Here is a 26,760-nt window from a genome sequence, read left to right as displayed (position 1 = left end):
ATAATAAACTGTGTTTTTATAAATGATTTTGGATACTGTTAGGATAATTGGGGCATCACCTCCTGAAGCCATTCAGTAACATCACCCGGAGGCCTACCAAACCTAGAATGAATTCTGACAAAATTATACCAGAAGGCAAACAGAAAAACAAACCTATGAACCCTCCTCCAGTCCTCACTCCTGAAATTATTCCAGAAACGCTTTGTTCTTTCCTTAACAGTCCTAAACCAGCGCTCAACACTATTCCTCGGCCCGAAAGTCACATGCAGATAACCCAACCCCAGACTCTTAAAAGCAGACTTATACCAGCTCGCCCTGTCAACCAGAAAGACAGGCTGCCCTTCACAGGACTTTAAAACAACCAGAATGAAATCCCTGGCAACCCACCAGTTTCTAACAGTCGTAATCCAGACTGCCAAAACCTCCTTGCTCTCAACGTCAATCGCCGCCCAGAGGAATCTTTTCCTCCCGTTGATTTTTATTACTGTTTCGTCAACTGCGATGAAGTTTCGCTGTTTTTTTGACTGCGAGGATTTTTGGGTGGTAAACCGCTTCTGCTATTTTCTGAACGGCTTCCCAGACGGTTGTGTGGCTGATTCCGAGGATTCTGGCGGTTTGTCTGTAGCTTAGGCCGTGTAGGTACAGGTTTATTGCCCTGATTTTCTTTTCTGGTGGGATTCTGTTTCGGCGAAAAGGTTTTAAGACTGAAACCATCCAGTAAATAATGGTTTCAGACTTCATGTTCCCCCTTCTTTTTCTGAAGTACTGCCAGTAACTTAAACCTGACACCCCACAGCTTATCCTAACAGTATCCTGGGCGGAAACATAAAAATTTAAAAGTCTCATTCCATAGTGAGTTCCGGTGATGATAATGAAGGGCATCGTATTGAGCTACATGAGAAGTAAAGAGAACCAGCACAACAACCACATGATTATCAAACCTATCGGAATTGACAGCAGAGAGCAGGCATCAGGGCTAATAGGGAAGAAGGTAATATGGAAGAGCCCAAGCGGAAAGCTCCTTGTTGGCAAGATTACAAGAACCCACGGCACAAGAGGGGAAGTAAAGGTAAGGTTCGAGAGACCTTTGCCCGGCCAAGCCCTAGGAGATTATGTTGAAATAAAGTGAACCCTCTTTCCTCTTTTTTGGAGGCAACTTAATGGAGCTTACCAAAATTAAGGAAGGAAAGGCTGAGATTCTTGTGCCTAAAGCAGAGCGTATTTACGACGCTCCCGTATTTTATAATCCAGTCATGGCACTTAACAGAGACTTGAGTGTTCTTCTCCTAAAGGTTGTAAAAGCAGAGAGGGTTTTGGAAGCTTTATCCGCCACCGGTATTAGGGGAATAAGATACGCCTTGGAAACCGAAGCGGATGAAATCTGGCTCAACGATATAAATCCCGAGGCGTTTAAGCTGATAATTGAGAATTTAAAGCTCAATTTTGAAGGAGAACTAGAGATTAATGAGAGATCCGCAACTTTAAGGGACAAAAAAACGTTAATAGCCACAAACAAAGATGCAAACCTTTTAATGGCCGAAAAGTTCAGGTACTTCGACTTCCTTGACCTCGATCCTTTTGGCTCTCCAATGGAGTTCCTAGATTCTTCCCTTAGGAGTGTAAAGAGAAAAGGGGTCCTTGCACTGACGGCAACAGACACAGCTCCCCTTTGCGGAGCTCATCCAAAGGCATGTCTGCGAAAGTATAATGCAAAGCCAGTAAGGGGAGAATTATGCCACGAAAGCGGTTTGAGGATTCTAATTGGGACTGTTGTCAGGTATACGGCAAAATACGATCTTGGCATTGAAGTTCTCTTTGCCTATTATAAAGACCACTACTTCAGAGCGTTCTTAAGGCTAAAAGATGGTGCAAAGGAAGGAGATAAAGCCCTCAAAAACCTTGGATATCTCTACTTCGATACAAAGACGGGAAAGTTTGAAGTTGAGAGGGCTTTTCTGCCAAGTAAACCGGATGCCTTCGGACCGCTGTGGCTTGGCCCCCTTAAGAACCAGAAAATCGTGGAAAAGATGAACGCCGAGGATAAAGGCGAACTGGCTGAGAAAAAGAAAGTCTCCAAATTTTTGAACGTTGTTGTTGAAGAGCTCGATGTGCCCTTTTTCTACGATATCCACGCTCTGGCAAGGAGAAACTCCCTTGAGGTGAGAAAGCTTTCAGATATAGCAGCTATGCTCCAAGAAAAGGGATATAGGGTTAGTAGAACGCACTTTTCTCCCACGGCAATAAAAACCGACGCTCCTTTTGAAGAGGTTCTGGAGGCATTAAAAGCCCTTCAGTAGCTAAACCTTTATGTACTTCCATTTTCCTCTCTTGAATATCCACCAGAAGAAGAGCGCTGTTGTGAACGTCTCTAAGGTCATCGCAAGCCATGCCGCAATAACACCCATCCCCCTAATGTGGATTATCCAGAAGGAGACTCCAAAACCTAGAATGTAGGAGGGTATTATTCTAAACAAGAGCTTGCTTATTGCCGTTACGTACATCGGGCTCTTCGTGTCTCCAGCACCTCTTAGGGCACCGCTGAGGACGAAAGTCCATCCAAGGGGAATCTCACTTATTCCCACTATTATGAGATAAATGCTTGCGAGCCTAAGAACTTCAGCATAGTTCGGGTCGCTCTTTGTGACAAACGGCATGACAAGGTATTTGGGAAAGACCACCAAAATTATCGCCATGACCCCCATAAACACAGAGACCATTTTTAATGCCTCATAGACTACTTTTTCAGCCTTTTCTGGATTTCCTTCTCCAAGGCTCTGGCCAACCAAAGCCGATGCAGCAACGTTAAACCCAAAAGCTGGCATATAAGCAATGCTCTCCACCCTAAGTCCAACTTGATGGGCTGCTAGTGCTATGGTACCAAAACGCGTGACTATACTAATGTAGAGGAAGTTGTAAAAGCTGAATATAATTCTCTCAATGGTTGCAGGGATCCCTATTCTTAAGATTCTCTTTATGGTTTCGAATTCAGGTTTAAACGATGGTCTAAACTTTAAAACGAGAGAACCCTTTAGAAAGAGAACCAACCCCACTATAAAGGCAATGAGAATTGACAAGCCTGAAGCTAACGCCGCTCCAACGACCTCAAGTCTTGGAAGACCAAAATGCCCGAATATTAAACCGTAGTTTAAGAAAACGTTTGCCCCGTTGGTCAGGAGGCTCAGCTTCATTGGGGTTTTTGTATCTCCAGCACCTCTAAGGGCACTAAAAGCAGCAAATGCCATAAAATTTACAGGATAAAACAGAAAGAAGACACGTATGTACGAGTACCCAAGTCTCACAACCTCTTCACTCGCACCCATTATTCTCAACGCATCATCTCCAAAGAAAAGACCGAACAGCATCACCGGAATGCTCATTATAAATGCCAGATATATGCTCTGCTCAAGCACCTTCTCAGCGGTCTCAATGTCCTTAGCCCCAACAAATCTGGCAACCAGTGCAAGAGTTCCAGTAGAGATTGCAAACATGAGTGGCATCATAAACCAAGAAAACTGTCCTCCAAGGCCAACGCTTGCTATGGCCAAAGAGCCGAGCTGTCCTACCATTATCATATCCACTAGGTTTACCAGTGTTTGACCTATATTAGCGAGGATAGCAGGCCATGCTAGTGCCCATAGCTTTTTTCTTAGTTCGCCGTCCATGGTGCTCACTTAGATTGTTGTCTTAACGGTTAGAGACAGAATAAAAAGAAGCATAGGGGGTTAAAAATCTTTTGCTAGAAGGGAATCAAGGTTGAAGACCTTAAGACCAAAACGCTCCAGGGCTGCTTCTATCTGCTCTTCGCTCAATCTGTAATTAAAAACAAATCCTTTTAGCCCCGCTTTTGCTTCTTCTTTGCCAAATCCAAAGAGGCTAACCATTATCTCCAAAGCTTCTTCCTTCCTTTCTTCTAACCTTTCGGTGTTCTCCTTGTACAATTCCATAAATTCTTTGAAGATCTCCCCGTTAGTTTTTAGAAACTCTCGATTTACCCCCAAAGTACAGCAGGGGAATAACCCAAATTTTTCCGTGTACCTATACACCTTAAACCCTTTCTTCTCCAGCTTGCTCAGATAGGGCTCCCATATGCTCAGACCATCGATCTCCCCTTCCAGAAATGATTTCATAATCTCCTCCGGCTTCTTGAAGTAGACCACGTTCACCTTGCCAATGAGATCGTGCTTTTCCAGAAAGAGCTTCAGCATCGTTTCCATCGTGGATAGCTCGGACGAGCCTATGGTTATCCCCTCTTTGAGTTCTTTCCTAACCACAAGCCCGCTTCCTCCGAAACCACAGCCTGCAGCGATTTTCAAACTCTTGGTCAAAAGTCCAAAAAGTACTTGGGTCACTAGTGGGGAACATGCCAGATCAACTTTGCCCAATGCTAAAGCATTCGTAAGCTCCAAGGCGCTGCTGTAAACGATTACCCTAACATCGTGCTTTTTTTCGAGATCTTTGGCTGTCAAAAGGGCATGGGGATACTCAGCGGCCTTTAACACCCCAAGCCTGAGAAGTCCCTTAATAGGAAATGGTGCTTCTTCAACAAGCCATATCCTATAGGCTTTTTTTCCTATCTCTCTTCTTACAATCATTTTTTCAGATTCCAAGCTCTCAATGGCCTCGGCTATTGTGGATCTGGAGTAACCGAGTTCGTAGAGTTCACTTTGAAGTGCCCCTTCATGGGATTTTTCCCTAAGATACTCCAAAATATCATCTTTAGCACTCATGAGAAAGGATAAGAATGCAGTACTTTTATAATTTATCTCCAAAAAGAAAGAAAATCAGAGGACGTTCTTTGCCTTCTTCCACTTGTGACTCCAGCTGTATTTCCTTAGTCGCCTGCTTCTTCCAAAACCGCAAGCTGCACAGTAGCCTTTTCTAACGTTGAAGGCTTTTCTCCCGCATCTTCTGCACTTTATGTGAGTGGGAGTTCTGTTTCTTTTTCCATGAGGAGCTGTTCCACTTCCCACGAAGCCTCACCTCTCGCTCATTCTATCTCAACCGGGGAGATAGCCAACACATTGTCCCCTCTAATAACGATCTTGCCATAATTCTTCTTTGGCTCACCATCTTCAATAAGCTGGGCATCAGCCAGAACAACGTTCAGGTGGATATCATAACCGATGAGTCTTCCTCTAAACTCGGCTCCTCTCTTGAGGATCACCAAAACTTCCTTATCAAGTGACTTGTGTATAACATCGAGTGGTCTTTCCGCCATTTTTCTTCCCTCCTAAATAATCAAAGATAGAGTTCACAGTGATAACGGGAAGCTTGCTTTATAACTCTTTCCCTTCTTGAGCATAAGTCTAATTAAGGGGAGAAGCAAAAGAGAGTGAGGGTGAAAAAATGAAGCTAATCGATGTATCAAGAACGGTCATGGAGCAGGTCTTAGGAGTTGAAAAGGGAGAAGAAATTTTAATAATAACCAACCCTGGAGAGCCTCTTGAAATATCTTTGAGCCTCTTTGAAGCTGCCAGGGAGTTCGAGGCAAAGCCAGCAATAATAGTGCAGAGCCCAAAAGGAACTCTAGACTATGCAGAGAGAGCCGTTATAGAGGCCATAAAATCAGAGCCGGATATTGTGGTATCCATAAGTGAAAAAAAGCTTGGAAAAGATCCTTACGGTATTAATATTGGATATATCGGAAGGGACAATAAAAAATACACCCATATTTTTGAGAAACTGCTGAGGGGAGACAAAAGGATAAGAGCCTTCTGGAGTCCCGGGATAACTAAGGAAATGTACCTCCGCAGTGTTCCAATAGATTATGAAAAACTTAGGGAAGAGGCGGAGATACTGGCTGAGGTTCTGAAAAGAGGGAAAGAGGTTCACATAACAAGCGAAAAGGGAACAGACCTGTGGATAAACATTGAAGGCAGAAGGCCACTAAAAGACGATGGAGACTTTAGAAAGCCCGGAAAAGGCGGAAATCTTCCCGCAGGGGAAGTTTTTATCTCTCCGGCAGTTGGCAAAAGTGAGGGTGTAATTGTTTTCGATGGCACCTTAAGCCTTGGAGGAGAGAGCATTATTCCAAAAGAGCCGGTTAAGGTTTATGTTAAGAACGGCTTTGTCACAAAGATTGAAGGAGGAGAAGATGCAAGGAAGCTTGAGGAGGCAATAAGAAAAGCCGAAAAAATGGCGCTTGAAATGGGAAAGGAGGAATACGCAAAAAACGCCTGGCATCTTGGGGAACTCGGTATAGGTCTTAACCCCAAAGCCCAGATGTCGGGGAAGCTTCTAGAAGATGAGAAGATCAGAAAGACAATACACATAGCCATAGGAGCAAATTACGACAACGATGCTCCAGCTTTGAACCATTACGACTGTCTGGTTTGGTATCCAAGTGTAGAGGTTGACGGAGAGATCATTATGAAAAAGGGAGAATTCACAATACTCTGAGGTGATAGCATGGAAATTGGGGTTGTAGGAAAACCAAACGTGGGGAAGTCCACGTTTTTCGCCGCTGCCACGCTTGTAGATGTGCAAATAGCGAATTATCCTTTCACAACAATAGAAGCCAACATAGGAGTTAGCTACGCAACCGCGGAGCATCCATGCAAAGAGCTCAACTGCACCCCAAATCCACAGAACTACCAGTACAAAGACGGAATTGCCCTAATTCCAATAAAGATGATAGACGTTGCTGGATTAGTGCCCGGAGCTCATGAAGGAAGGGGTTTGGGGAACAAGTTCTTAGACGACTTAAGGATGGCATCCGCTTTAATACATGTGGTTGATGCAACTGGAAAAACCGATGCCGAAGGACAACCAACTGATTACCATGATCCCGTCGAGGATATAGAATTTTTGGAGAAAGAAATAGACTACTGGATATATGGAATTCTAAGAAAAAACTGGGAGAAGTTCGCCAAGAGAATAAAAATGCAGGGTTTAAAGCTTTCTAAGGCAATAGCTGAGCAGCTTACTGGAATTGGGGTTAGCGAAGATGACGTACTCGATGCTATGCACAGGGTAAATTTAAGCGATGATCCAACGAAATGGAGCGATGAGGAGTTGTTTAACTTTGTGCGAGAGCTCAGGAAGATAAACAAGCCCATAATCATAGCCGCAAACAAAGCCGACGCTGCCGATGATGAGCAGATAAAGCGATTAATAAGAGAAGGTGAGAAAAGGGGATACATCGTAGTGCCGACATCAGCCGCTGCCGAGCTAACACTCAGAAAAGCTGCTAAAGCAGGCTACATTGACTACATTCCAGGATCGGGGGATTTCAAGGTCTTAAAGCCTTTGAACGAAAAGCAAAAGCACGGGTTGGAGCTAATTAGAGAAAAAGTGCTCAACAGATTTGGCTCAACAGGAGTTCAAGAGGTGATAAACAGAGCAGTTTTTGAGCTCCTTCAGCTAATTCCAGTTTATCCCGTGGAGGATGAGCACAAGCTAACAGATCAATTTGGAAACGTTCTGCCGCATGTGTTCTTAATGAAGAAGGGCTCAACGCCGAGAGACCTTGCGTTTAAAGTGCACACCGATTTGGGAAGGACCTTCCTTTATGCCATCAATGCCAAAACCCACAGAAGGGTGGGAGAAGACTACGAGCTTCAGTTCAACGACATCATAAAGATAGTTGCCACCGCTAGGTAGATCCTTTTTCTTTTATAAGCTCCTGGTAAAGCCTTGGCTCGACATCTTCCTCCTTTAGTCCAAGTCTCCTCGCAACTTTCCATATCTCCTTTTTAGCATCTTCCACGTTATCGCTTATGACCTCTATATCCAGAAAATCCCCAAGCCCCTCGACCCGGTTTAGCTCAAAAGTAACGTTGCCAAGCCTGTATACATGCCGGTGTTTCTTAACCCATATATCCTCTTTAAATCCTAAACGCTTTAAAATCTCCCTAGTTTTGTCAAAATCCTTCACTTCTACCTCTATTTCATCAAACTCCTCGTTTCTTTGGTCTTTGATCTCCTTGTATCCCAAGATTACTTCACCTGTATTTACAATACGCCTAATGCGAAGAAGGTTGGGGAGAGGAATATCAAAATAGAGATCCTCCTGAACTTCCTCTCTAACCAGTTCAGCCCCTAGTCTCTCTATCTTCTCCTTTATTTCATCGAAGAGGACTTTGAATTTCACTTCAACTTCCATCCTAAATCCCTAGAAGCAATCCCTTAATTTCCTCTCCCTTCTTGAACTCTTCTATTGGATAAACTACAATCTCCCGTACGCTCGGTATGCTTTTTATATTTTCCTCAATGAACTCATTCAACTCCTTTTTTGTTTCTGCTCCAACGAGAGCCACTATCCTCTCATCCTCAGTTTTTGCCACCAAGAGGACATTGGGGAGATTTGCCAAGTTTTTTGATACATACTCGAGGTATCTGCCTAGGAACTCTTCTATAACTGGTTTTTCTATTCCTAAGACTATAAAGGCAACCTCCTTAGGCCTTGCGACTTCACCTAGGACTATCGTGTATTTTTCTATAACTCCCCTCTCAATGAGCTTCTTTATTCTGAAGTGTATGGTGGACTCTGGCTTACCCAGCCTCTCACTAATCTCGGAAATTGTTACCCGAGCATCTTCCTTGAGCACCTTTAAAATCGCTCTATCTAAATCATCCAAATATATCATCCTACTCACCCCATCGCCTGTACAAATTATGGGGTATGCTGAGAATATCTAGAATTTTTCCAATTATAAAATTAACGATGTCGTCTAAATTTTTAGGCTTATGGTAATAACCTGGAGATGCTGGCATAACAATAGCCCCTGCTTGGGTAACCTTTAACATGTTTTGGATATGCACCAAGTTTAAAGGGGTCTCTCTTATCAGCAATACTACCTTCCTTCGTTCTTTTAGAGCAACATCTGCAGCCCTCGTAATAAGGTTATCAGCATACCCATTAGCTATAGCACTCAGTGTTTTCATTGAACACGGAGCCACAACAAGGGCATCAAACCCATAAGAACCAGAGGCTATTGGTGCAAAGAGATCATTCTCTCTGAAATCAGGCTTAAAGTCAACTCCCACTTCATATTTTATAACCTTCAAAGCCGTCTCCGAAGCAACGCTAACAACCTCATGCCCCAACTCTTTTAGAACCTCAACTAATCGAATCCCATAAATAACTCCACTCGCCCCAGTAATAGCAACCACAATTCTCATAACTCTTCACCGTTTTGAGTACTTTTACATTTAGGTACTTAAAATACTTTGTGTGAATTTCATAACGGATGCATTGCTTTTCGAAACAATGTTTATAAGGTTAAGTTGCCCATATTTACACTCAGGTGTGAAGATGAAGGGAAATGACTACGCAGAGGTTCTTCTCAAAAAAGCCCTGGAGCTCACAAGGCTCTTGGACATTAAAGCCTTAGTTGTCATTGGCATAGAACTAAAAAAGCCTCTCAAAGTGAACATACCAATCCTTCTAGTGGGGAGAGAAACAAGCAAACAACATAACCTTAAAACCCTTCCCCTTCCCCTCTCAATGGGAACCAAAAATCTCGTAAATTTAGCTTCGAGCTTTATGATAGCTGAGGGAATAATCAAAGAGGGGGAAACGTTCATATACGTGACCCCATCCACGTTGGGCATTAGAAAAGCTAAAAAAGCAGTAGAGGTCGAAGATGAGTTTTTCTCCCAAATTGAACACATTTTCCAAGAAGTTCTTGAGCTTGCCATAGAGCTTAGCCTTGAGGGCAGAGAAGGAAAGCCAATAGGGACAATATTCGTAATAGGAGATACACAAAACGTTATCAAGCATTCCCATCAGATGGTGCCAAATCCCTTTAAGGGATACAAGATAAACATCTTTGATAAGGGGAGTAAAGAGATCATAAAGGAATTTGCCTTTTTAGATGGAGCTTTTGTTATAAGCAAGTCGGGTAGAGTATTATGCGCAGGAAGGTATTTGGATATTGATTTTAAGAAAGTAAGTGTGAACATTCCCTCCGGATTAGGGAGTAGACACCTGGCAGCAGCAGGAATTTCAAAAGTTACTAAAGCGATAGCAATAACGGTCTCAGAGAGTGGGATAGTGCGAGTTTTCAAAGATGGAAAGATAATCTTCGAGTACAACCCAAGACTGCATTAAATAAAGAATAAGGGGTCAGAAGAGCCATTGGTTTTCTATACACTCATCACATGGTGGCTTTTCTGCTGCTATTGCCTTGAACTTTGAGTATATACACTCCGGTAATCCGAGAGGACACCTTTCTGGAGTAAGTTCTGGCCTTACCTTAGTCGGGTCAAGCTTTATCTTTAGATACGCCTCGTACTCTTCAACTTTCTTCCATGGGAGTACTTTCGCACCGTATATTACGAGATTGTCGTGAATTCTTGCGTAGTCTCCAATTACTGCGTTCTCTTTTAGGATAACATTTCTGCCAACTACGACACCTTCTCCAAGAATTGAGTCCTTCAGCTCACTTCTCTCCCTTATTATATCGTGTCCCAGGAGTATTGACCTCTTGAGGTATGCCTTGTCCTCTATAATAGTGTTTGGTCCTATGTAAGTGTAGGCCTTGATTTTGACTCCATGTCCTATTTTGACACCTCTGTCAATGTACACCGGACCTTGTATCTCAACGTCCTCTGGCACTTCAGCTCCTTCTTTTACTGTATAATAGCCATTGTTTTTAGCTATCTCATCTAGCGCAACTTGGTGAGCATAGAATAAATCTTCTGGGGTTCCCAAGTCGACCCAGTAGTTTTCTCTTGGCATCATGTATCCATAAACCTGTCCCTGGCTTACAAGTCTTGGGAGGACTTCCCTCTCAAAGTATGTCTCTTTTCCTTTGGGTATCTCTTTCAAAACTTCTTTGTTGACCATGTAAATTCCAGCATCTACTATGTTGCTCTTAGGCTTTAGAGGCTTTTCTTCAAAATCAATTATCTTTCCTTCTTCGTCTGTAACGACGACACCGTATTTCTCTGGATCATAGACCTTTGTAAGTGCTACCGTTACAAGCCCCTCGTTTTCTCTGTGTGCTTTTATGAGCTCCTCAAAGTTGAAGTTAGTAAAGACGTCTCCGTAAATAACTAGGAACTCCTCACCTACAAACTCTTCAATGTTCTTAAGGGCTCCTCCTGTTTCTAAGGGCATTGGATCATTGACAAACCTAATATCCTTTGGATAATCGCTCATCTTGTCCTCTATAAATTCCCTAATTTCTCCTCTCATGTAGTGTACTGAAAGGATAACCTCGTCGATCTCCTTTATCTTCTCCAAGTTTTCGAGTATGTACTGAAGATTTGGCTTGCCAAGAACCGGGATCATGGGCTTTGGTCTAGTTGAAGAGAGTGGCCTTAATCTTGTTCCAAAACCACCAGCAAGAATAACCGCTTTCATAGTATCACCAATAATACATTAGGCTCTCGCCTTAAATATTTTACGTGGATTAAATATTCCCTCAATGAACAGATTTTCAGCCTATGTATTCTTCTTGTCATCCTTCTTGAGCTCATAGAGAGTGCCTTTAAACACGACACAACTGCCCGGACAAATTTTCTTTAGAGGACAGCTCTGGCACGAAGAGCCCATCTCGACTTTTTCCACGTAGCCCAGGCTTTCTAGGATTTTTATGATCCCTTCAACCTCATCAACCGTAAGATCTAGCCTCTCAGCTATTTCTTTGGGTGTTCTTGCTCCATTCTTTATCAGTTCCAGCACATCATCGAGTTTCCCCATCTGCTTCACCCATCAAAACCCAAGCAAGAGACCAATGTTGTAAACGAGTATGCCAACTAAGCTCGCAAGCAAAAGGTTGTAGAGAGAGGCTACCAAAGCCCACTTATTCCCTCCTTCGGCTCTTATTGCCCCTATTGTGGCTATACAGGGAATATATAAAGTGGTTACCAATGCTAAGACAAATGCCTGTAGGGGAGTCATAGCACTCTGCATCAGCGATATGAGAGCCTCTTCGCTTTCTCCTATACCGTATATTATGCCATATGTTGCAATAACATTCTCCTTGGCTATTATCCCAAAGATCAAACTTACCGCAGCTTTCCAGTCAAGACCCATAAGCAGTGTAAAAGGCTCAAAAACTTTTCCAAGCTTTTCTGCATAACTCAAACCGCTACCTATGGGTTCAGGATAAGTGCTTAGATACCATATTGCCACAGAGCCAAGTAAAATTACTGTACCAGCTTTCCTTAGAAATTCCTTGCTTCTCTCCCATGAATGCACTACCGCGACTTTCCATGACGGAAGAGAATACTCGGGAAGTTCTATTACGAACGGGCTCTCCTCTCCTTTAACAACAAATTTCCCAAGGATTAGAGCCGAAAGTAGAGCGAGAAAGAGGGAAATTGCATATATGCCCACTGCTACAAGGGCTTTATGGTCGCTAAAGAATGCCCCGGCTAGGAAAGTTATAACGACCATCCTTGCACTGCAGGGTACGAGTGGATTTATTAGCATGGTTAATATTCTGTCCCTTTCATCTTCTAACGTTCTTGTTGCCATTATAGCTGGAACGTTGCATCCAAATGCCAAAACCATCGGGATAAAGCTCTTTCCTGGAAGACCAAACTTTCTCATTATCCTTTCCATGACGACAGCCGCTCTAGCCATATACCCGCTGTCTTCAAGAATTGACATTGCAATAAACAGCAAGAACACCAATGGGAAAAAGCTTAACACTGAGCCAACACCGCCTATGATCCCATCAACAATAAGACCCCTCGCAGTTTCATTACCTATAAATGGCGCAACAAATTCACCAAATGACGCAAAAGCATTGTCCAGGAACTCCTGCATGGGAGTGCCTATTGTGAACACAAACTTGAACAGAACGTAGAATACTCCCAAAAGCCCCAAGAGTCCGTAAACTGGGTGAGTGAGAATTCTATCTATCTGGTCGCTGAAAGTTTCTTTGACCTCTCCAAAGTGAGTGACGAATTGATGCATAAGCCGATCTATAAACTCGTACTTTTGATTTGCTATTACAATGTCAAGGGAGCGCTTATAGTAAACCTCCAGCTCGCTTATATGCTTAAGTATTTCATCCATTTTTCCCGGGCCGAGGTAGTTCAAAACGAGCTTTATTACCTCTTGGTCTCTGGTGAGGAGCTTTATTGCCAGCCATCTAATGTTGTACATCTCCTCCAACGGAGTTTCTCTCAAAAGGTTGGAGATGTGCTCTATCTCCCTTTCTATCGGTTCCTCGTACACGGGGGTTATGGGATTTGCAGTTATTCTCCCCTCAGCCATGTTGACTATAGTTCTTTTCAATTCTTCCAGTCCCTCACCCTCTTTGGCATTTGTTGGAACTACCGGAACCCCAAGAACCTTTTCCATTTTCTTAACATCAAAGCGAACTCCCCTTTTTCTTGCGATATCGATCTTATTTAAGGCAATGACAACGTTTTTGACCCCCATCTCGAATATCTCCATCGTCAAAAAGAGGTTCCTCATAAGACAGGAGGCATCGACTATATCCACAATAACATCCGCATTCCCACTGAGAATAAAATTTCTCGCAATGAGTTCGTCTATAGAATTTGCGGTAAGAGAATACGTCCCCGGGAGATCTACTACCAAAAACTCCTTTTCGCGGTATTTCATTATCCCTTCTTTCTTTTCAACCGTTACTCCAGGCCAGTTCCCCACATGCTGTCTAAGACCAGTTAGGGCATTGAAGATCGTAGTTTTCCCTACATTTGGATTGCCCGCTAATGCAACGACTTTTAGACCATGTTTCCTTTCTTCGGGAACTTTTTCAACACTGCAACAAGAGCTCATCAAAGCTCCCTCCTAACTATGATCTTCTCTGCCACACCTTTTCCCAGAGCTATGCGGGTATTTCCAATAGCGATTATATAAGGCCCCGGGTTGCCTGATTTGACCACAAAAATCTTTGTTCCGGGGGCTATTCCCATCCCCAAGAGCCTCTGCCTAGCCCTATGCCCCCCTTGGATGTCAACCACAATACCTTTCTCTCCCTCGCGCATCTGAGTTAACCGCACATACATGAGCATCACCATTAGGTAAACCTAATTTCGTTTATGAGATATATAGACTGCCTTAAAAAGATTTGGTGGGTCTAAAACTCCAGAAAAGTTTGAACATCAAAGAGAAATGGTTCTAGTATGCTCTTTTAAGGGTGCTATTATTACATATAAAAAAGCAAAGTATTTAAGGACAAAATACAAAATACTACTGGAATAATTTCAAAGGAGGACATGAAATGGAAGAAGAAAAGAAAACATCACTTGGACTTGATGAAAATGTGGAAGGGGCTCTTGCATATCTTCTTGGATGGCTGACGGGGATACTCTTTCTCCTGCTTGAAAAGGAGAGCGATTTTGTGAGATTTCATGCAATGCAGTCAACAATTACGTTCCTTGCGATAACAGTAATTGACATAATATTTGGAGCCATTCCGTTTTTTGGCTGGATACTGGGCTCACTGGTAACACTGATTGGGCTTATACTGTGGATACTCGGCATGGTAAAAGCCTACCAAGGCGAATACTACAAGTTCCCAATAGTGGGAGAAATAGCGGAAAAGCAAGTAAAGAGCTTTAATATTTAGCCTTCCCGTTTTTGTTCTTTCCACTCTTCTAGCAGTGTTGAAAGCAAGCCCAGAGCTACCGGCCCAATTATCAGTCCTTTTATCCCAAAGCCCATTATTCCACCAAATATTCCCACCAGCGCAAGGGCAGGATTTATTTTTGCACCTTCCGCAACAAGTTTTGGCCTAATTGTGATGTCTGGACCAGGAGAGATCAAAATTACACCATATACTGAGAGCATAATTCCCGCAAAGATATTTCCTTGAGTAAATAGGTATATTGCCCCAGCTATCCACACTATCCAGCCTCCGATAACGGGTAGGAGCTCAAGGATAATACAGAATATTCCAGCTGCGATTGCCCCACTAAGGTTCGTCACTCCAAAGACATAAAAGCCCAAGGTTAGCAGAAAGCCTTTAAAGATGCTCAGCATAAGCCAAGTCCTCAAAATAGCATTTAACGTCTCTTTTCCCTTTTCTATTAGCTCCACACCCAAATCTCTCCTCTCCTCGGGCAGTAATGCGTAAAGCTCTTCAGACAAAGCCCTGGAGTGGACGAGTATTCCATAAAAGACTGCTATGAAAACAACGGCTTGAAGAAGTAACTTGGGTATGGATAAGGTGTAGTTGAGAAGGTATTCGCTCATCTTCTCCGAAACCCTTTCAATCAAAATCGCAGCCGATTGTCCTATATCTGGGGGAAGGTTTAAGGACAAAAACCAGTTGAGTGCTTCGTTTATGTAGATTACCAACGATCTGGTCACATCCCTAAACCATAACACTATGCCAAATATAAACCCAATCAACAGCAAGGTCATCAAAGCCGATAGCAATATGGCAGACTTTTTTGTATCAAGCTTCTTTGCAAGCCTTTCATGGAGGGGATGAAGAATGTATGCGACCGTTAAGGCAAAAATTATCGGGGTAATAAGAGGTTCCACGGTTTTCCATACAATGAAAAGAATTATAAGAGAGACGGCAATCCAGACGATGTGCTCAGTCTTCATGCAATCATCTCCTAAGGTATTTGAGGATTAAATCCTTAGCCTGTGGTTTGTTAAATACAAACAGGGTTTTTCTAGCTTCATCAAGCAAGAAATTTTTCCCAACGATCAAAAGCCCATCCTTTAGCTTGTATATCTCTGCACTCTTGATGTCAATAAGGCCTTTCACATCCTCTGGAGCCTCTATCTCCTTTAGTAGACTCTCCGCCCTATCAATCAAAGCCTGGTTAATGAACTTGGGCTTGCTCAATCTAAGCTCTTCTGGAACAACTTCACTGTAATCCATAAAGATTCTCCAAAACTCCTTGGCACATTCAAAGGGATACACGTATTCGCTGCCATATATAGGCTGATAAAGCTCATAGATGATAGACAGCAAAACTTTTCTCGCATCTCCCCCGTAGTATTCAATTCTCAGGTTAAATTTTCCGTCTTCAAAGCCGTTCTCAAACACCTCAAGGTGCTCTTCACACTGCATCCGCATCACCTCCGTATATAGGAGGCGATGTAATTGGGAGGCATATAGAGTGAAGAGCTCTCATAAATACCAAAGTCTGTCTTTTGGGCATCATAAAGCACAACATTTGCACTCTTTACGCCGATAATGCCTTCAAGGATTTTTATTGCATAGTCCAGGTCACCGGTGTCGTCAATCAGAGTGCCCTTAACATCGCTTGCAAACCACACCCTTCCGTCACCGTATTTCTTCGTCGTGTTCATGTCGAGCTTTCTTCCCTCGCTAACAACTTGGAGGAAATACTCAAAGTATGTATTTATTGTCCTCTTTATCATCTCTCTTTCCTCATCCGTGAGGTCTCTCCACTCCGCACCCATGTCTTTGTATTTACCCGTCTTGAACACATTCACCTTGATGCCGTTTTGAGCGTAGTTTTGCTCCAGGTTATAGTGGACGTAAAGAACGCCAATGCTCCCAACCTCGGCAAGGGGATCGGCTATTATCTTATCAGCGGCACACGCAAGGAAATAACCTCCTGAAGCAGCCATGCCTCCGGTATAAGCAACTATCGGCTTTTCATACGATAGTTTTTTCAGCTCTTTGTAAATGGTTATAACCGGCCCTACATAACCTCCGGGACTTTCAATCCACAGAACAACCCCTTTGATGTTGTCATCTTTTCTTATCTCTCTAATTTTGGAAATTACATCCAAAGCGGTGGTTTCATCAATTGGGCCCATAATGGGAAGTATTGCCACGGTTACATTGGTTTCTTCGCTCACATTTCCTCTCATCTGGCTTTTGAGATATTCAATTTCCCTTTGCAACTCTTCTATTTTTGCTTGAAGGGCTAACGTGGCGTTGCTCTCTACCTCCTTTACCGTTTCGTTGTAAACCACCGTAAAATTCTTCTCTTGAAGAGCTCTCTGCAGTTCAGCGTTTTGAGTATAAAGAAGAACTCCCGCAACCGTTGCTAACGCTAGAAGGAGCGTGAGGATAAAGCTGAGATACTTCCATATTTCTCTCTCCATCAGAATCACCTAAAGTGAAATGGCTTTGGAAACTTTTAAATTTGGTGTTTCCATAATCTCTAGCAAAAGCAGAAAAAGGTGTAAGACATGGAGATAGGAGTAAGTGTTTATCCCCATTTTGTGAACAAAGGGAAGGGTCTGCCCTCAGTTTTGGCAGAGCTGAAGATTAAAGATTATGATTTTGTCCAGATATTCCCCCATACACTTGGCTTAATAAAAAACGGACAGGTAATAGAAAAGAACTTGCGCTCAATAGAAAATGCTCTAAGGGGAGTTGGAATAAACTACACAATTAGAATGCCCACCTCAGTGAATTTGAGAGACAGCGTATACTACACCAGACATTTCAAGGTAGCCAAAGCAATAATGGATGTAGCAATAAAGCTCGGCTCAAAGATAGTGGTCATGCAAAGCGGCCGCACTGGAAGGCTTGATCTAGAGATAGAAGCCCTTCAACAGCTGGCTGAAATGGCAGAGAACTTTGGAATTAAGATTGCCCTCGAAAACACCTACAGCGTTAAAGACACTCTCTATGTTGTTGAAAGCGTTAATAGAGAAAACGTAGGCTTTGCCCTTGATTTAGGGCATGCTTTTTTAAGTGCTCAAGGAGACGAAAGCAGATTCTTGGAAGATGTAAAGCTCGGTACAGATAAGACGATAATCCTTATGATTCACGATAACTTCGGAAAGCTCTTCCCACAGGTAGAGCCAGAGGATGCCCTGGCATACGGCGTTGGAGACCTTCACCTGATGCCTGGAGAAGGAAAAATCCCCTTCGGAAAAGTGCTAAAGCTTTTCGGTGATGTGCCGTTATTGCTCAAAGTCAAAGATCCCGACACTTTCGCAAAGCTTCCCTCAAAGAGGGGATTGATAGAAATCCTCACCAGCATTTAAAGCCCTAGTCTCTCTTTTATTATCTTTAAAAGCTCTCCAAAAGCATTGCCAATCACTTCTTTCTTTCTAGAAGGGTGGAGAACATCTGGAGTAAAATTCCGCTTGAGAATTGATACAGCTTCATCTATGGTTATTTTCTTCTCAAGCCAAGCGTAGGCTAAAATTGCCTCGGCAATATCACCTCTTCCGTGTTTGTCTGTTCTTGGTGGCACATAACTTAAGAGCTTGGCCTTCTCAAGGGCAATGCTCAGTGATGCATTGGGTACTCTCCCAGCACTGGGATAGCCAAGGTACTCACTTAAGGCGAGAGAAAAGATAAAATTAACAAGCGAATCCCCAAACTTTGAGAGATTCTTATCGTTAAAGTCCATGGAATACTCCATTCTTTACCCTCTCAAAATTAAAAAGGAGGTTACTCCTTTATCGCCTTCTCCCAAGCCTCAAGGACCTCTTTTGCCCTATCAAAGATCTTCTGAGCAGCTTCTTCTAAAGCCTTTTCGGGGGTTATTTTTCCATCGGTGGCAACTCTGAACCTCGGCTTTCTTGCCATGAGAACTGGGTGCTCTATGGTGTATGCAGCAAATGTGACGTGTTTGTTTTCATGAAGCACTTCATTGAGTAAGTTTGCAAATGTGTGATCTTCCCCCACAAGATAAAATTCGAGCAGGTTCTCTTCACGCTTTATGACTTCAATCTTCATTTTCCTCACCTGTTAGTTTTTTCAACATTATCTCCAGGGCTTGCTCCTTATTCTTGATGAGTTCATATTTAAATTTATCCTCCTTATACTCCGCAACCCCCAGTTCAAGGGCTATATCCAAAACCTCCTCCGGCTCAAGTTCAAAAGCTATAGCTACAGGCAGCACAACTTCCCTTATTTGCCTTGTGGTCTGTAAAGCTACCTCGCTTAATGCTTCCCCGAGTTTTTTAGTTAGTTCTACAATCTCATTCCACGGAAGGGAGCTTATAAGTCTATTGTCCCTAAGCTCAGCCTTTTCCCCAAGAAGCTCAAGGGTCTTTAAAAGAATAGGAACCGAAACACTAGTTCCAGCTTCTCTGAAGATATCATCAATATTGTATTGGTAAAATCCCCTCCTGTCTGGATACAAGCGAGAGCGTACCCTCTGATGAATGTCCCTGACCTTCTGCATGGCTTCTCTTATCTCGTCCTTGGTTCCTTGGATGTTTATTTTAAGGGAGTTTAATTTGCCATGAACGTAAATAAAGGCGGGAAGTTCGAGTTTCTGCAGCTCTTTCATGAGTTCCTCCTTTTCAATGTCATCTTTAACGTGAATAACCATAACCTTCTTGGCTTTCATTTTCTACACCTTACTCCAGCTTCAGCTTTCTATAGTATGTTGAAAGCTTTCTTGTCTCTGTTCTCCCGCATTTTGGACATATGAGCACGTTTCCCCTCCTCACTAGAGGAGTCCTGCATGAAGAACAGAGGGCATAGACTACTCCCAAATCAGAACCCTTTGTGGTGAGCTGTATAGGGCTCTTCTCATTCGTTAATACCCTCGCCCTAACAATGTCTCCGATTTTGAACTCGTTGCTCATTGACTCCACATATCCATCCCTAACTTGAGAGATATGTATTCCAGCAAGTTTTGACGTTGCTATCTCTCTGTACCCCTTTCTACCCTCAATTCTAAGCAGCTGAACTATGGCGGCTTGTGGTTTTACTTCAATAACCCTCGCTATTACAACATCCCCCACCTGTGGGAGGGGTGGAGTATCTGTTAATGGCTCCACGGATATTTCAATCTTTTCGGGGTTTATCCTTACTCTTCCAGCTCTTGCCGCATACAGCTCTCCATTCTCCTCTATTATACCCTCACCAGGAAGAAACTCCTCGATAACCCCAAGATAATCCCCTGGAAGAACTATATCTCCATCTTTTACCCTTTTCTTTTCTTTTTTATCCATCCACTCACCACCACTAAACTTAGCTATTCTGAACTTTTAAGTTTATGGATGAGGAAAGGCTATAAAAAGGTTGATGGCAACTTTTATGTAGTTTTGCCAAGTAGAATGAGGTGGTGATATAAATGAGAATGCTCCTGATACACAGTGACTACCTCGAGTATGAGGTAAAGGATAAAGCCCTAAAAAAACCCGAGGAGATAAGCGAAGAACAGAAAAAAGGCAGGCTTGAAGAGGTTCTTGCTGCCTTTATAAGCGTGGAGAAGGTAGATGAGCAAAACCCGAAGGAAGTTGTTGAAAAGGCTGTTAAAGAGATAGAGGACGTTGCTTCTCAGGTAAAAACAAAGAACATTTTCGTTTATCCCTTCGCCCATCTAAGTAGCGAGCTTGGTTCTCCAGACATTGCATTAAAGATACTCAAGGAGATCGAAGAAAAGCTTAAAGAGAAGGGTTACAACGTTAAGAGAGCACCTTTTGGCTATTACAAGGCATTCAAGCTCAGCTGTAAGGGTCACCCCCTCGCGGAGCTTTCAAGGACAATTATACCGGGTGAAGCAAAGAAGGAGGAAGAGGTACCAGAGGCCCTCAAGAAAGAAGAGGAGCTCGTCAGCTACTGGTACATCCTCACACCAGAGGGAGAGCTCATCGAGGTGGACAAGTTTGACTTCTCTGGCTATGAAAACCTCAGAAAGTTTGCAAACTATGAGATAAGCAAGAGCAGAGTCGCAACGGAAGAACCTCCTCACGTTAAGATAATGCTCGAACAGGAGCTTGTGGACTATGAGGAAGGCAGCGACCCTGGAAACCTCCGCTACTATCCAAAGGGAAGGCTCATAAAGTCCCTTCTTGAGAACTATGTAACGGAAAAGGTTATTGAATATGGAGCAATGGAAGTTGAAACGCCAATTATGTATGACTTCGAGCACCCAGCCCTTGAGAAGTACCTCAACAGATTTCCAGCAAGGCAGTACATAGTAAAAAGCGGTGATAAGAAGTTCTTCCTCAGATTTGCAGCCTGTTTTGGTCAGTTCCTCATAAAGAAGGACGCCACAATCAGCTATCGCCACCTGCCGCTTAGAATGTATGAACTCACGAGGTATTCATTTAGAAGAGAAAAACGCGGTGAGCTCTCTGGCCTGAGAAGGCTTAGGGCATTTACAATGCCCGATATGCACACGGTAGCTAAAGACCTACAGCAGGCAATGGAAGAGTTCAAGAAGCAGTATAAGCTCAGTATGGAAGTCCTCAAGGGAGTTGGATTAACTCCGGAAGATTATGAAGTGGCAATAAGATTCACAGAAGACTTCTGGAATGAAAACAAGGACTTCATAGTAGAGCTCGCAAGGATAATCGGAAAGCCCGTCTTAATCGAGATGTGGAAGCAAAGGTTCTTCTACTTCATCCTCAAGTTCGAGTTCAACTTCGTCGATAACCTCGACAAGGCTGCTGCCCTAAGTACGGTGCAGATAGATGTGGAAAACGCCCAAAGATTTGGAATAACATACTACGACGAGAACGGGGAAGAAAAGTATCCACTAATCCTCCACTGCTCGCCGAGTGGGGCAATAGAGAGAGTGATGTACGCTATACTTGAAAAGCAAGCAAAGCTCATAAAGCAAGGCAAAAAGCCCATGTATCCGCTCTGGCTAAGTCCAATTCAGGTTAGAGTTATCCCCGTTAGCGATAAGTACCTCGATTATGCCCTCTACGTTGCTGGAAAGCTCGAAGGGGCAAAGATAAGAGCCGATGTCGACGATAGAAATGAAAGACTTAACAAAAAGATAAGGGAAGCAGAGAAAGAATGGATACCCTACATAGTTGTCGTCGGTGAAAACGAAAAGAGAATGGGAGTAATCACCGTCAGAAAAAGAGAAGGCGGACAGTATGAGATGCACATTGAAGACTTAATAAAAGAGATAAAGCAGAAAACAGAAGGGTTCCCCTACAAACCAAGGCCATTGCCGCTGCTTGTAAGCATGAGGCCGAGGTTCAGAGGATGATTCCTCTTCTATTAACTTTATTTTCAAGTTAAGAAGAGAAAAGAAAAGATTCACTCTTCTTGAGCTTTTGGCTCACCAAGCATTTCCTTCAGGAAAGCCTGTGATTCTGGGGCAAACTTGCTTTGTGGGACTTCCTCTCCAAATTTGTTGAATACTTTTCCTTCAAGGAAGTTCAGCTCGAATATCTCGTACTCTTCGCTGTCTTTTTCTGCAACACTAATCCCGTGTTTAGCTAGATGTTCGGGGACGCTCTCTATATCGACGTATTTTCCACATTTTTCACACTTGTAGAACTGCCAGAAAACGTAATCCTGACCGTTCATCATGTTGTTCTTCAAATGCCTAACTAAAAGTCCGCCCAGATATTCGTAAAAATCTTCTTGAACGAGCTTTCCATCCCTCTCGACGACTTTAAATCCTCCCCAGACGATATGGTCGTGAATATCCATTAACGTAGCTTTTAAAAATCTATCCGAAAGTATGAAAGTGCCGTTCTTTATGTAAAAAGTTCCATTATCGGGAAGAACTGCAATGTCTATCCCATACTCCTCTTTCTCTTCGCTTAATTTCTCAGCTTCTTCTTTACTTTCCGCGAGTTTTATCCTAACTGGGAGTCTGCTCTTTCTGTGGTAGCCCACTATTTTGTCTTCATAAATGTCCCAATGGTAATCATCAAGCATCCTTATTCTTGAGTAAACTCCCTTCACCCTGTCACTTAGCTCGCTGTATTTCATTCACACCACCGTTAGAACCTCAACCTTAGGATTAATAAGTCTTCTCGGAAAAATTTAAAAAGGGTTGCAAAGGCGAAAAAATCTTTTAAAGCTTAAAGAAAAAAGGAAAGTGGAGTGGTACAATGCTTCCCGAAGAAATAGAAGAGCTCCTAAAAGAAATGAGTGAAGAAAAAATCCATGGAGCGTCATATCTGGCAAAAATGGGAGCTAAGGCTTACATACTGCTCGCGGAGAGGTTTGAAGGGGAAGAGTTGGTTGAAAAGCTCAAGGAACTCGGAGTTGAAATCCTCAACGTGAACCCCACCATGGCATCCCTATACAATCTGGTGAGGTTCATGCCAATAACCGCAGATCCAGAGTTCATTAAGGCAAAAGCAGAGGAGTTCATAAAGCTGAGTGAAGAGGCAAAGCGAGAAATCGGGAACATTGGAAGTGAGCTGATAGATCAGAATGAAGTAATAATCACTCACTCTTATTCCTCGACAGTTTTTGAGATATTAAAGAAAGCCAAGGAGAAGGGGAAGAGCTTCAAGGTAATCTTAACCGAGAGCGAACCAGATTATGAAGGATTATTCCTTGCCAAAAAGCTTGAAGAACTTGAGATACCTTTTGAGGTTATAACAGACGCTCAGCTAGGACTTTTTGCAAAGAAAGCAACTTTAGCCTTGGTTGGAGCTGACAACATAACCAAAGACGGGTACGTTTTTAACAAAGCAGGAACTTACCTGCTTGCACTTGCCTGCCATGACAATGGAGTTCCCTTCTACGTAGCGGCGGAGAGCTTTAAAATACATCCAGAGGCAAAAGCTGAAGATGTTAAGATTACTGAGAGGAAGTTCAAGAGAAACCACACAATAATAAGGAACTACCTTTTCGATGCAACACCTTGGAAATACATAAGGGGAATAATCACAGAACTCGGCATTCTCGTACCGCCAAAAGAAATTTAAGTCAGAGAGCAGCCTCTATCAAAGCCCTCATGTGAATTTCAGCACTATCCAAAACTTCAACACTCACATCCCCCGGCTTTATTGCAAGGGGAAGCTCAGTGCAGCCGAGTATAACGCCTTCAATGTTTTTGCCTTTTGCGTACTTTTCAATTAGCTCAATGAGCCATCCTTTGCTTCTGAAGTTTTCAAACATCAGCTCCTCAAAGATTATCCTGTTGATTTCTTCGATTTCCTCTTCTCCCGGAACGATTACCTCAAATCCCTTCTCCTCCAAAGCGTTTTTGTAAAAGGGCATTGTCATCGTGGTTTTTGTTCCCAAGAGAAGGAGCCGCTTGAGGTTTCTCCTTTTTGCTTCTTCAGCGACTGCGTCGATTATGCTTACCATTTCAGCGTTTATCTCTTTCTTAACTTCTGGAAAAACAATGTGTGGAGTGTTTGCAGAGATTCCAATAACCTCTGCACCTGCCTTTTCAAGAGCCTTTGCGGCATTTATCAGAATTCTCTTTCTGCCTTCCCATCCATCGGGGTTGTCTTTGAAGTCCTTGAAGTTTATGGAGTAGATTATCAGCTCCGGAAAGAAATAGGGCTCGAACTTCTCCCTTGAAATCTCAATGTATTTTTTGTAGTAGTAGAGGGTAGATTCTGGACTTGTGCCACCTATTATTCCAATCTTCTTCATAGCACCACCAAGCAAAAAATAGAGCAGAAGCTTATGAAGGTTTTTGTGAAAAAGAATTCCACTATCTACTCCTGAGGCTTGCCGTCTCCTATCTTTCTCACTTTCAACCTTTCGGGGCTTTTCTCCTCGGTAATCCACAGGTGATAAACCGTGGAAGTGAAGCCCTCTTCCGGAGATTTCACAAGGTACATCTTCTCCTCAACGCTTTCATCGAGCTTCGTAGAGGCTATTATAACGTAGTCGCTAACTCCCGCAACCCATCCGATAAATTTCTGCGAGACAACGTCCTTATTTATCGGTAATATGAGAATTGAATCCGGCATGTCCTTAGATCTTTGGGCAATTGTTTGGTTTAACAGCTTAAGTGTTTCCATTTCCCCAAGCATTAAAGCAGCGCCATCAAGGGTGTTGATAAGCCTTATAACTCTCCTGCCTTTTATCATGGGCTTGATGTTCTCTGCGTATATCAAATCTATCTTTGGATTTATGAGCTCAGGCGAGACGGAATCGAGGTAGAACACGTTTCTCTTTTCATACCTAACATTGTACTTCGAGCCAAAAACATCTATAACGGCAAGGTTACTATTTAAGAGCTCCTTCTCAATATCCAAGCCAACCTGCTTTGCAGCCCTGCACAAACCTTGAAATGGAAAGTTGTAGTTGGATATTATTCCAAAGCTCCTCCAAAGTTCTTTTTTAAGTATTGCAAAGCTCAGCATCCATGCAGATGAGTAAGCGTCGTACACTATGGTTAAGATGGATCCGTTAGGTATGCTCTCGCGAAAAATACTTCCCACAACTCCACGTTCGCTCTTTGGAGCCATCTCTCTCACCCATACTTATAATAACATTATGTTACTATTACTTAATCTTTAAAAAATTTTCGCACAATACGCACCTCTAAAGAAACGCTTAAATATTTTGGGAAAAAAGTTCATTGGTGGGTAGAAATGAGCAGAACGGGAATTGAATATTTTGATGAGCATATCCTCAAAGACGGCTTTCCGGATGGCTCTTTAGTCTTGGTTGCCGGAGAGCCAGGAGCAGGGAAGACTATATTCTCAGCAACTTTCATATACAACGGTGCCAAGAAATTTGGAGAGAAAGGAGTCTATATCTCACTTGCAGAAACCAAGAGCGAGTTCTATGAATCAATGAGACAATTTGGGATGGATTTCGAAGAACTCGAAAATAAGGGGCTGTTTAAATTTGTAGACCTTGTTACTGTAAGCGAGGAGACCATAGAAAACGAGATAGAACTTTTAATGAATGAAATAGTGAAGTTTCAACCAAAAAGGATTGTTATTGACCCTATAAGTGTCTTCGCTCAGGTCTTAGGTATCGAGAGAACAAGAGTATTCCTTCACACGATGCTTGGGAGATTTATAAAAGCTTACAACTCAACAGCCCTTCTAATTGCCGAAAAACCAATAGGAACCGAAAAAATAGGATATGGCGTTGAGGAATTCGTCGTTGATGGGGTTGTTATACTCCGCTATGAGTCCTTTGGGGAAGTTACAAGAAGGATAATGGAAATCCCAAAAATGAGAAGAAGAAGCGTCGAAAAGCCACAGTATGAGTACGTGATAACCCAGAATGGAATTGAATTCTTAGCAGTTCCCGAGCTCAAGAGAGAAGAGATGGAGTACACGGTAGAGAAGATTACAACTGGGATAGAAAAGCTCGATGAAATGCTCGATGGAGGAATATACAAGGGGGCAAATGTACTACTTGTTGGCATGACGGGAACTGGAAAAACCACTTTCTCTCTGCACTTTGCTATAGCCAATGCATTACAGGGAAGAAAGGCAGTATACCTTGCCTTTGAGGAACCAATAGACCAGATAATAAGGGCAGCCAAAAACTACGGTATGCCAATAGACGAAGCCCTAACTAATAATCTCAAAATCTTTACTTGGATTCCAGAAAGCAAAACCCCCGTATATACCTTCCTAAAAATTAGGGAGATAATAGAAAAGCTCAAACCAGAAGTGTTGGTGATAGACAGCTTAACCGCATTGAGGCAGCATATGGAAGAGAAAGAACTTGCAAAAATGATCAGGTATCTTAATTTACTGACGAAAGCAAACAGAGTAACCACTTACTTCACGTTAAATGAAGAGACCAGCTTTGAGGTTGTGCCATTTACGGGAGCGAGCACCATGGTTGATGTTATAATAGGGCTCAAGTACCAAGTAAGAAACGGGAACATAGAGCGGAAAATGGCAATTGTAAAAGCGAGAGGATCAAATCATTCAAGAAAAATACACAGATATGAGATCACCGATAAGGGGGTTGAGATTTATGAATAAAGGTGAAGAAATTTTGGCTAAAGCAATTTCTGCAGCCCTTAGGGAGGTAGCTCCGGGGCTGGAGTCGGTTTTAGAGGCCCACCTTAGGGCGACTTTGAATAAAGGTCTTGAGGTAGCATATGAGAATCCAAAAGAATTCAAAGATGCTGTTTCAAAGCTTTTTGGTGAGTACAGTGCTAGATTACTGGAAATGGTAATCATAAACAAACTCAAAGGGCGTCTTGGAGAGGAAGGAGAAGTCAATTCTTTAGAAGAATTAGTGGAACAGATACGCAAGATTTACGGTGAATAGA

Annotated in this window: 32 protein-coding genes and 1 pseudogene; 11 read left to right on the top strand and 22 right to left on the bottom strand. The window is 42.8% G+C overall.

Annotated features, from left to right (window positions below; translation table 11 throughout):
- Positions 1 to 38 precede the first annotated feature (38 nt).
- Positions 39 to 741 (bottom strand): annotated as a pseudogene (locus NF859_RS09120) (IS6 family transposase).
- A gap of 124 nt (positions 742 to 865) precedes the next feature.
- Between NF859_RS09120 and NF859_RS09115 the strand changes: the two are divergent.
- Both NF859_RS09115 and NF859_RS09110 read left to right on the top strand, forming a co-directional pair.
- A complete protein-coding gene (locus NF859_RS09115; RefSeq protein ID WP_004066865.1) occupies positions 866 to 1,129 on the top strand; it encodes a 50S ribosomal protein L35ae in 264 nt (87 codons plus the stop codon).
- A 31-nt stretch (positions 1,130 to 1,160) separates the two neighbouring features.
- The gene (locus NF859_RS09110) at positions 1,161 to 2,297 is read left to right on the top strand and encodes a tRNA (guanine(10)-N(2))-dimethyltransferase (RefSeq protein ID WP_252743965.1); all 1,137 of its coding nucleotides are present in this window, start codon (positions 1,161 to 1,163) and stop codon (positions 2,295 to 2,297) included.
- Here the strand turns inward: NF859_RS09110 and NF859_RS09105 are convergent, their stop codons facing one another.
- From NF859_RS09105 to NF859_RS09090, 4 genes are read right to left on the bottom strand one after another with little or no spacing between them, the layout of a single operon-like run.
- Positions 2,298 to 3,662, bottom strand: a complete 1,365-nt coding sequence (locus tag NF859_RS09105; RefSeq protein ID WP_252743964.1) for an MATE family efflux transporter — start codon at positions 3,660 to 3,662, stop codon at positions 2,298 to 2,300.
- 60 nt (positions 3,663 to 3,722) lie between these two features.
- A complete protein-coding gene (locus tag NF859_RS09100; RefSeq protein WP_252743963.1) occupies positions 3,723 to 4,727 on the bottom strand; it encodes an ABC transporter substrate-binding protein in 1,005 nt (334 codons plus the stop codon).
- Between the two features lie 54 nt (positions 4,728 to 4,781).
- Positions 4,782 to 4,970 carry a 50S ribosomal protein L37e gene (locus tag NF859_RS09095; RefSeq protein WP_004066857.1) on the bottom strand — a complete coding sequence of 63 codons (189 nt, stop codon included), beginning with the start codon at positions 4,968 to 4,970 and terminating at the stop codon, positions 4,782 to 4,784.
- 17 nt (positions 4,971 to 4,987) lie between these two features.
- Positions 4,988 to 5,218, bottom strand: a complete 231-nt coding sequence (locus NF859_RS09090) for an LSm family protein (RefSeq protein WP_004066855.1) — start codon at positions 5,216 to 5,218, stop codon at positions 4,988 to 4,990.
- Positions 5,219 to 5,346: 128 nt separating this feature from the next.
- Between NF859_RS09090 and NF859_RS09085 the strand changes: the two genes are divergently transcribed.
- A complete protein-coding gene (locus NF859_RS09085; protein ID WP_252743962.1) occupies positions 5,347 to 6,399 on the top strand; it encodes an aminopeptidase in 1,053 nt (350 codons plus the stop codon).
- A gap of 9 nt (positions 6,400 to 6,408) precedes the next feature.
- Complete coding sequence (locus tag NF859_RS09080) at positions 6,409 to 7,602, top strand: redox-regulated ATPase YchF (protein WP_252743961.1); 1,194 nt, start codon at positions 6,409 to 6,411, stop codon at positions 7,600 to 7,602.
- Here the strand turns inward: NF859_RS09080 and cyaB are convergent.
- Genes cyaB through NF859_RS09065 form a run of 3 tightly spaced genes read right to left on the bottom strand, consistent with a single transcriptional unit; the run spans position 7,595 to position 9,123 of the window.
- Positions 7,595 to 8,104 (bottom strand): class IV adenylate cyclase, encoded by a 510-nt coding sequence (gene cyaB / locus NF859_RS09075; protein WP_252743960.1) that lies wholly within the window; start codon positions 8,102 to 8,104, stop codon positions 7,595 to 7,597. The two genes, NF859_RS09080 and cyaB, sit on opposite strands and share 8 nt — an antisense overlap.
- 1 nt (position 8,105) lies before the next feature.
- Entirely contained in the window at positions 8,106 to 8,588 is a 483-nt protein-coding gene (locus NF859_RS09070) for an Lrp/AsnC family transcriptional regulator (RefSeq protein ID WP_087036574.1), read from the bottom strand.
- Position 8,589: 1 nt separating this feature from the next.
- Entirely contained in the window at positions 8,590 to 9,123 is a 534-nt protein-coding gene (locus NF859_RS09065; protein WP_252743959.1) for a UbiX family flavin prenyltransferase, read from the bottom strand.
- 133 nt (positions 9,124 to 9,256) lie between these two features.
- On the opposite strand from NF859_RS09065, the gene NF859_RS09060 reads away from it, so the two are divergent.
- Entirely contained in the window at positions 9,257 to 10,054 is a 798-nt protein-coding gene (locus tag NF859_RS09060; protein WP_252743958.1) for a DNA integrity scanning protein DisA nucleotide-binding domain protein, read from the top strand.
- A 15-nt stretch (positions 10,055 to 10,069) separates the two neighbouring features.
- On the opposite strand, the gene NF859_RS09055 is transcribed toward NF859_RS09060, so the two are convergent.
- The 4 genes from NF859_RS09055 to NF859_RS09040 form a co-directional block, all read right to left on the bottom strand.
- Positions 10,070 to 11,311: a nucleotidyltransferase family protein gene (locus NF859_RS09055; RefSeq protein WP_252743957.1), complete on the bottom strand. Its 1,242-nt coding sequence runs from the start codon at positions 11,309 to 11,311 to the stop codon at positions 10,070 to 10,072.
- Between the two features lie 81 nt (positions 11,312 to 11,392).
- On the bottom strand, positions 11,393 to 11,650 hold the full coding sequence (locus tag NF859_RS09050) for a helix-turn-helix domain-containing protein (RefSeq protein WP_252743956.1): 258 nt from the start codon (positions 11,648 to 11,650) through the stop codon (positions 11,393 to 11,395).
- Between the two features lie 12 nt (positions 11,651 to 11,662).
- Positions 11,663 to 13,708 carry a ferrous iron transport protein B gene (gene feoB / locus NF859_RS09045; protein ID WP_252743955.1) on the bottom strand — a complete coding sequence of 682 codons (2,046 nt, stop codon included), beginning with the start codon at positions 13,706 to 13,708 and terminating at the stop codon, positions 11,663 to 11,665.
- On the bottom strand, positions 13,708 to 13,950 hold the full coding sequence (locus tag NF859_RS09040) for a FeoA family protein (RefSeq protein ID WP_143592347.1): 243 nt from the start codon (positions 13,948 to 13,950) through the stop codon (positions 13,708 to 13,710). Before NF859_RS09040 ends, feoB begins: the two co-directional genes overlap by 1 nt.
- A gap of 203 nt (positions 13,951 to 14,153) precedes the next feature.
- Here NF859_RS09040 and NF859_RS09035 point away from each other — a divergent pair, with 203 nt between their 5' ends.
- Positions 14,154 to 14,501 (top strand): DUF4870 domain-containing protein, encoded by a 348-nt coding sequence (locus tag NF859_RS09035; RefSeq protein ID WP_087036566.1) that lies wholly within the window; start codon positions 14,154 to 14,156, stop codon positions 14,499 to 14,501.
- Here the strand turns inward: NF859_RS09035 and NF859_RS09030 are convergent.
- The 3 genes from NF859_RS09030 to sppA are packed head-to-tail and all read right to left on the bottom strand — an operon-like array spanning position 14,498 to position 16,972.
- Positions 14,498 to 15,487, bottom strand: a complete 990-nt coding sequence (locus NF859_RS09030) for an AI-2E family transporter (RefSeq protein WP_252743954.1) — start codon at positions 15,485 to 15,487, stop codon at positions 14,498 to 14,500. The two genes, NF859_RS09035 and NF859_RS09030, sit on opposite strands and share 4 nt — an antisense overlap.
- 4 nt (positions 15,488 to 15,491) lie before the next feature.
- Positions 15,492 to 15,962 (bottom strand): PH1570 family protein, encoded by a 471-nt coding sequence (locus NF859_RS09025; protein WP_252743953.1) that lies wholly within the window; start codon positions 15,960 to 15,962, stop codon positions 15,492 to 15,494.
- Between the two features lie 5 nt (positions 15,963 to 15,967).
- Entirely contained in the window at positions 15,968 to 16,972 is a 1,005-nt protein-coding gene (gene sppA, locus NF859_RS09020) for a signal peptide peptidase SppA (RefSeq protein WP_252743952.1), read from the bottom strand.
- 87 nt (positions 16,973 to 17,059) lie between these two features.
- Between sppA and NF859_RS09015 the strand changes: the two genes are divergently transcribed.
- Positions 17,060 to 17,866, top strand: a complete 807-nt coding sequence (locus NF859_RS09015; protein ID WP_252743951.1) for a sugar phosphate isomerase/epimerase family protein — start codon at positions 17,060 to 17,062, stop codon at positions 17,864 to 17,866.
- On the opposite strand, the gene NF859_RS09010 is transcribed toward NF859_RS09015, so the two are convergent.
- Genes NF859_RS09010 through NF859_RS08995 form a run of 4 tightly spaced genes read right to left on the bottom strand, consistent with a single transcriptional unit; the run spans position 17,863 to position 19,795 of the window.
- Positions 17,863 to 18,249 carry a ribonuclease III family protein gene (locus NF859_RS09010; protein ID WP_252743950.1) on the bottom strand — a complete coding sequence of 129 codons (387 nt, stop codon included), beginning with the start codon at positions 18,247 to 18,249 and terminating at the stop codon, positions 17,863 to 17,865. The genes NF859_RS09015 and NF859_RS09010 overlap by 4 nt on opposite strands.
- 29 nt (positions 18,250 to 18,278) lie before the next feature.
- Positions 18,279 to 18,566: a DNA-directed RNA polymerase subunit L gene (locus NF859_RS09005; RefSeq protein WP_252743949.1), complete on the bottom strand. Its 288-nt coding sequence runs from the start codon at positions 18,564 to 18,566 to the stop codon at positions 18,279 to 18,281.
- The gene (locus NF859_RS09000) at positions 18,556 to 19,185 is read right to left on the bottom strand and encodes a DUF2067 family protein (protein ID WP_252743948.1); all 630 of its coding nucleotides are present in this window, start codon (positions 19,183 to 19,185) and stop codon (positions 18,556 to 18,558) included. Before NF859_RS09000 ends, NF859_RS09005 begins: the two co-directional genes overlap by 11 nt.
- Before the next feature lie 10 nt (positions 19,186 to 19,195).
- Positions 19,196 to 19,795: an exosome complex RNA-binding protein Csl4 gene (locus tag NF859_RS08995; RefSeq protein ID WP_004066829.1), complete on the bottom strand. Its 600-nt coding sequence runs from the start codon at positions 19,793 to 19,795 to the stop codon at positions 19,196 to 19,198.
- 122 nt (positions 19,796 to 19,917) lie between these two features.
- On the opposite strand from NF859_RS08995, the gene NF859_RS08990 reads away from it, so the two are divergent.
- On the top strand, positions 19,918 to 21,792 hold the full coding sequence (locus NF859_RS08990; RefSeq protein WP_252743947.1) for a threonine--tRNA ligase: 1,875 nt from the start codon (positions 19,918 to 19,920) through the stop codon (positions 21,790 to 21,792).
- A gap of 50 nt (positions 21,793 to 21,842) precedes the next feature.
- Here the strand turns inward: NF859_RS08990 and NF859_RS08985 are convergent, their stop codons facing one another.
- Positions 21,843 to 22,526 carry a TBP-interacting protein gene (locus NF859_RS08985; RefSeq protein WP_252743946.1) on the bottom strand — a complete coding sequence of 228 codons (684 nt, stop codon included), beginning with the start codon at positions 22,524 to 22,526 and terminating at the stop codon, positions 21,843 to 21,845.
- Positions 22,527 to 22,648: 122 nt separating this feature from the next.
- On the opposite strand from NF859_RS08985, the gene NF859_RS08980 reads away from it, so the two are divergent.
- Positions 22,649 to 23,476 carry a translation initiation factor eIF-2B alpha/beta/delta subunit family protein gene (locus NF859_RS08980; protein WP_252743945.1) on the top strand — a complete coding sequence of 276 codons (828 nt, stop codon included), beginning with the start codon at positions 22,649 to 22,651 and terminating at the stop codon, positions 23,474 to 23,476.
- A 1-nt stretch (position 23,477) separates the two neighbouring features.
- Here the strand turns inward: NF859_RS08980 and NF859_RS08975 are convergent, their stop codons facing one another.
- Entirely contained in the window at positions 23,478 to 24,155 is a 678-nt protein-coding gene (locus NF859_RS08975) for an aspartate/glutamate racemase family protein (RefSeq protein ID WP_252743944.1), read from the bottom strand.
- 65 nt (positions 24,156 to 24,220) lie between these two features.
- Positions 24,221 to 24,979: a hypothetical protein gene (locus NF859_RS08970; RefSeq protein WP_252743943.1), complete on the bottom strand. Its 759-nt coding sequence runs from the start codon at positions 24,977 to 24,979 to the stop codon at positions 24,221 to 24,223.
- 126 nt (positions 24,980 to 25,105) lie between these two features.
- On the opposite strand from NF859_RS08970, the gene NF859_RS08965 reads away from it, so the two are divergent.
- The gene (locus tag NF859_RS08965) at positions 25,106 to 26,467 is read left to right on the top strand and encodes a DUF7125 family protein (RefSeq protein WP_252743942.1); all 1,362 of its coding nucleotides are present in this window, start codon (positions 25,106 to 25,108) and stop codon (positions 26,465 to 26,467) included.
- Entirely contained in the window at positions 26,460 to 26,759 is a 300-nt protein-coding gene (locus tag NF859_RS08960; RefSeq protein WP_252743941.1) for a NitrOD5 domain-containing protein, read from the top strand. Before NF859_RS08965 ends, NF859_RS08960 begins: the two co-directional genes overlap by 8 nt.
- Position 26,760: the final 1 nt, after the last annotated feature.

This window comes from Thermococcus alcaliphilus (assembly GCF_024054535.1).
In the GTDB taxonomy this organism is placed as follows: Archaea; Methanobacteriota_B; Thermococci; order Thermococcales; family Thermococcaceae; genus Thermococcus_A; species Thermococcus_A alcaliphilus.
The sequence above is the reverse complement of the archived record's forward strand: the minus strand, read 5'-3'. Positions and strand labels throughout refer to the sequence as shown.

Bases quoted from the DNA above. Each gene is read 5' to 3' on its own strand.
- NF859_RS09115 (WP_004066865.1), top strand. From the start codon at position 866: ATGATAATGAAGGGCATCGTATTGAGCTACATGAGAAGTAAAGAGAAC.
- NF859_RS09110 (WP_252743965.1), top strand. From the start codon at position 1,161: ATGGAGCTTACCAAAATTAAGGAAGGAAAGGCTGAGATTCTTGTGCCT.
- NF859_RS09105 (WP_252743964.1), bottom strand. From the start codon at position 3,662: ATGGACGGCGAACTAAGAAAAAAGCTATGGGCACTAGCATGGCCTGCT.
- NF859_RS09100 (WP_252743963.1), bottom strand. From the start codon at position 4,727: ATGAGTGCTAAAGATGATATTTTGGAGTATCTTAGGGAAAAATCCCAT.
- NF859_RS09090 (WP_004066855.1), bottom strand. From the start codon at position 5,218: ATGGCGGAAAGACCACTCGATGTTATACACAAGTCACTTGATAAGGAA.
- NF859_RS09085 (WP_252743962.1), top strand. From the start codon at position 5,347: ATGAAGCTAATCGATGTATCAAGAACGGTCATGGAGCAGGTCTTAGGA.
- NF859_RS09080 (WP_252743961.1), top strand. From the start codon at position 6,409: ATGGAAATTGGGGTTGTAGGAAAACCAAACGTGGGGAAGTCCACGTTT.
- cyaB (WP_252743960.1), bottom strand. From the start codon at position 8,104: ATGGAAGTTGAAGTGAAATTCAAAGTCCTCTTCGATGAAATAAAGGAG.
- NF859_RS09070 (WP_087036574.1), bottom strand. From the start codon at position 8,588: ATGATATATTTGGATGATTTAGATAGAGCGATTTTAAAGGTGCTCAAG.
- NF859_RS09065 (WP_252743959.1), bottom strand. From the start codon at position 9,123: ATGAGAATTGTGGTTGCTATTACTGGGGCGAGTGGAGTTATTTATGGG.
- NF859_RS09060 (WP_252743958.1), top strand. From the start codon at position 9,257: ATGAAGGGAAATGACTACGCAGAGGTTCTTCTCAAAAAAGCCCTGGAG.
- NF859_RS09055 (WP_252743957.1), bottom strand. From the start codon at position 11,311: ATGAAAGCGGTTATTCTTGCTGGTGGTTTTGGAACAAGATTAAGGCCA.
- NF859_RS09050 (WP_252743956.1), bottom strand. From the start codon at position 11,650: ATGGGGAAACTCGATGATGTGCTGGAACTGATAAAGAATGGAGCAAGA.
- feoB (WP_252743955.1), bottom strand. From the start codon at position 13,708: ATGAGCTCTTGTTGCAGTGTTGAAAAAGTTCCCGAAGAAAGGAAACAT.
- NF859_RS09040 (WP_143592347.1), bottom strand. From the start codon at position 13,950: ATGGTGATGCTCATGTATGTGCGGTTAACTCAGATGCGCGAGGGAGAG.
- NF859_RS09035 (WP_087036566.1), top strand. From the start codon at position 14,154: ATGGAAGAAGAAAAGAAAACATCACTTGGACTTGATGAAAATGTGGAA.
- NF859_RS09030 (WP_252743954.1), bottom strand. From the start codon at position 15,487: ATGAAGACTGAGCACATCGTCTGGATTGCCGTCTCTCTTATAATTCTT.
- NF859_RS09025 (WP_252743953.1), bottom strand. From the start codon at position 15,962: ATGCAGTGTGAAGAGCACCTTGAGGTGTTTGAGAACGGCTTTGAAGAC.
- sppA (WP_252743952.1), bottom strand. From the start codon at position 16,972: ATGGAGAGAGAAATATGGAAGTATCTCAGCTTTATCCTCACGCTCCTT.
- NF859_RS09015 (WP_252743951.1), top strand. From the start codon at position 17,060: ATGGAGATAGGAGTAAGTGTTTATCCCCATTTTGTGAACAAAGGGAAG.
- NF859_RS09010 (WP_252743950.1), bottom strand. From the start codon at position 18,249: ATGGAGTATTCCATGGACTTTAACGATAAGAATCTCTCAAAGTTTGGG.
- NF859_RS09005 (WP_252743949.1), bottom strand. From the start codon at position 18,566: ATGAAGATTGAAGTCATAAAGCGTGAAGAGAACCTGCTCGAATTTTAT.
- NF859_RS09000 (WP_252743948.1), bottom strand. From the start codon at position 19,185: ATGAAAGCCAAGAAGGTTATGGTTATTCACGTTAAAGATGACATTGAA.
- NF859_RS08995 (WP_004066829.1), bottom strand. From the start codon at position 19,795: ATGGATAAAAAAGAAAAGAAAAGGGTAAAAGATGGAGATATAGTTCTT.
- NF859_RS08990 (WP_252743947.1), top strand. From the start codon at position 19,918: ATGAGAATGCTCCTGATACACAGTGACTACCTCGAGTATGAGGTAAAG.
- NF859_RS08985 (WP_252743946.1), bottom strand. From the start codon at position 22,526: ATGAAATACAGCGAGCTAAGTGACAGGGTGAAGGGAGTTTACTCAAGA.
- NF859_RS08980 (WP_252743945.1), top strand. From the start codon at position 22,649: ATGCTTCCCGAAGAAATAGAAGAGCTCCTAAAAGAAATGAGTGAAGAA.
- NF859_RS08975 (WP_252743944.1), bottom strand. From the start codon at position 24,155: ATGAAGAAGATTGGAATAATAGGTGGCACAAGTCCAGAATCTACCCTC.
- NF859_RS08970 (WP_252743943.1), bottom strand. From the start codon at position 24,979: ATGGCTCCAAAGAGCGAACGTGGAGTTGTGGGAAGTATTTTTCGCGAG.
- NF859_RS08965 (WP_252743942.1), top strand. From the start codon at position 25,106: ATGAGCAGAACGGGAATTGAATATTTTGATGAGCATATCCTCAAAGAC.
- NF859_RS08960 (WP_252743941.1), top strand. From the start codon at position 26,460: ATGAATAAAGGTGAAGAAATTTTGGCTAAAGCAATTTCTGCAGCCCTT.